Genomic DNA, 3057 nt, shown 5'->3' on the forward strand with positions numbered 1-3057 from the left:
ATATTTATTAAATCAGAATTATTATAGTATAATTTGATAAGTTTCTGTTTATAACAGCTGCATTTTTGGTGGCCTATAAATCCAGTGTCTTTACATTTAGGACATTGATAATGTATTTCGAGATAATCTACAGGATAATTATTAATTGCCAAGAGTTCAGATTTCCTAATTCTCAAATCTGTAATTTTTTCTTTTAACTCTTTTAAATATTTATCTTTGTTTTCGACGTTATTTAATATATTTATTGACAATTCTAGACTGAGCTTTCCTATAGATCTTTGTATGTCAATTATCTCAGGAAGTTTTCTCCTGATTTCTTCTTTTCGTATGTTCAAAGATTTTTCATCTTCTTCTCTTATTTTTTCATACATTTTAATTATTTGTGAATGGTAGCTCTTAATCATTTTTATCCCATCCTAACAATTTTTTTTCCAGATCGTCAAAATCATAATTTCTCTGTTTAAAATTATTGAAAGTACTTTTAGAATTTCTATTTCCAATATTTTTATTGCTATTTCTAAAGTTATTATGAGGTGTTTTTTTTACATCTTTTTTTTCAATATCTTCTAAAGTTCTAATTTTATCTTTATTCCAACTGGTCAATATTCCGTCAATATATTTAAAATCAGCTTTATTTATTCTCTCAAAACATATATTACAAGCTTTGAATATTATTTCTAGAGAAAAATTATAGCTTTCAATCCATTTTGAAAGCATTTCTTCCTGTGGCTTCATTATTTCTCCGTCTTTTATACCAAGATAATTTAGAATTTTTCTTATTTTAATCCATCTATCTTCACGGTTTTTTATAAAAATCTGAGCATCATTTACATTCTTTATCTTTGCATCAAACCAGGATAGAGCAGTTTTTTCTATATATCTGCTGTTTGTTTTACCCTTTGATGTACAGTATTGAACTAGGAGAAGTATAACTTCAGGGGAAAAATTGAGGTCATTTATCCAGCTTATATACATAGTCATTTCTTCTGAAGATAGAGGTCTTCCCGTGGATTTTTCTATATCTTCCAGCATATCTTTTATAGAATCTTTACTTAGTTCTTCTAATAAATTTATGCTATTTTCATTTTCTGTTTTTCTATCGGCTAAATCTAGAAAATCTATATTGTAATTTCCCATGTTGTCAATAGGAATCATTTTAATAACATTTTCGTCATTCCAATAATTCCAGGCGTTTAATACATCAGTTTCTAAAAGATGTAAAGCACTTGCCATAACTTGAGAGCTGACACCTAATTCACCAGATTTGCAATATTTTAGTCCCAGGAGATATACTTTGACAAATTCTCCCCGGGCCTTAGGCATAAATTTATCTATAAAGATATTGCTTACAGGTGTATAGTTTGTTTCATTAGTTTTAAATACAAAAGTACTCATATTTTTTACCTGCCTCTTATAAATTCCATTTTTAAAAAGCTACTATAATAAATCATTATATCAAAATAAGAAAAGTATAACAATGAAATGGATAGCTATTGTGGAAATTACTGTATATTGACAAAGGTTAATTATCATGCTAAAATTAGATTGATTAGTTAATTTAATATTCAGATTTTTCTTAACTAATTGTTAATAATACTGAATTCAGAATGTATATTTTATCTATATGTAAAGGTTTTATTATAATGGATCAGGGGAGAAAATAAAAATGATAATTCTTAAAAATATCAGTACTGTGTATACTTTCGATGATAAAGATAATGTGTTTACAAATTGCGACATTCTTATTGAAGGATCTAAAATTATAAAAATGGGGAGAAATATTTTACCAGATCATGAATGTGAAGAAATAAATTGCACAGGACTTGTGGCACTTCCGGGCTTTGTAAATACTCATCATCATTTATATCAAAGTTTGTTTAGGGGAATTAAGGAAGTACAAGAGCAGCCACTTTTTCCCTGGCTTACAAAGCTCTATAGTTATTGGAAGAATATAAACCCAGAAGCAGTTTATTATGGTGCCATGGTAGGATTCAGCGAACTTTTAAGAACAGGATGTACTTTGACTTCAGATCAGCATTATGTTTTTCCATTTGATCAGCCTGAGAATTTAATTGATATGGAAATAGAAGCATCACGTAAAATAGGAATTAGATTTCATGCCACCCGGGGTTCAATGTCTTTGGGAAAAGATAAAGGAGGGCTGCCTCCTATAAGTGTTATTCAAAAAGAGGATAAAATATTAGAAGATTGTAATAGGTTAGTTGATGAATATCATGATCCAAAGGACTTTTCTATGATTAGAATAGCGTTTGCACCATGTTCTCCATTTTCTGTGACTAAAGATTTAATGATAGAGACGAGAAAATTGGCGAGACAACTGGGAGTTATGATGCATACTCATTTAGCTGAAACCAAGGATGAAGAAAGATTCTGTATTGAAAAATACGGGAGAAGACCCTTTGAGCTCATGGAAGATATTGGATGGATTGGCTCAGACGTGTGGTTTGCACATGGTATATATTTAAATGATAGAGAAATCAGCAATTTAAAGGGAACTGGTATAGCTCATTGTCCATCTTCAAATATGAAATTGGGAAGTGGGATTTGCAGAACTACTGATATTGTAAAAGCATCAGGAAAATTGAGCATTGCAGTAGATGGAAGTGCAAGTAACGATGGTTCCAATATGTGGGAGGAAGTAAAAAGAGCATATTTATTAAATCATTTGAAATATGGTAATTATGGGTTGAGTGCATACGACATATTGAAAATTGCTACTAGAGGAGGAGCTGATGTACTGGGAAGAGCGGATACAGGAAGATTGGCTGTGGGAAAAGCAGCTGATATTATACTATTTGATCTGAACAAAATTGAATATGCTGGTTGTCATGATCCATTGATATCTTTGGTGTGTCTTGGTAACAGTTGTTTTACTAAAATGACTATAGTGAATGGGGAAGTTGTATCAATGGATGGAAAAATTCTGACAATTGACTGTGATAAGGTTTTTAGAGAGGCTAATAAAATTGCAATTCATATGTTGAAAAAACAGTCTTAGAATATTGACAAAGTAAGTATATTATTATAATATTTAAT

Annotated in this window: 2 protein-coding genes and 1 pseudogene; 1 reads left to right on the forward strand and 2 read right to left on the reverse strand. The window is 30.1% G+C overall.

All coding sequences use genetic code 11. The features are described from left to right. Together J5G60_RS17520 and J5G60_RS17525 are read right to left on the reverse strand one after the other, a co-directional pair. Positions 1-404: pseudogene (locus J5G60_RS17520) on the reverse strand (ATP-binding protein); the annotation flags it as partial. Continuing rightward, positions 397-1395: a DnaD domain protein gene (locus tag J5G60_RS17525; RefSeq protein WP_150358469.1), complete on the reverse strand. Its 999-nt coding sequence runs from the start codon at positions 1393-1395 to the stop codon at positions 397-399. The pseudogene J5G60_RS17520 and the gene J5G60_RS17525, both read right to left, overlap by 8 nt. 271 nt (positions 1396-1666) lie before the next feature. Here J5G60_RS17525 and J5G60_RS17530 point away from each other — a divergent pair, with 271 nt between their 5' ends. Continuing rightward, complete coding sequence (locus tag J5G60_RS17530) at positions 1667-3019, forward strand: 8-oxoguanine deaminase (protein ID WP_268253789.1); 1353 nt, start codon at positions 1667-1669, stop codon at positions 3017-3019. Positions 3020-3057: the final 38 nt, after the last annotated feature.

Source organism: Clostridium sp. HV4-5-A1G (assembly GCF_900184915.1).
GTDB classification, from domain to species: domain Bacteria; phylum Bacillota; class Clostridia; order Clostridiales; family Clostridiaceae; genus Clostridium_B; species Clostridium_B aromativorans.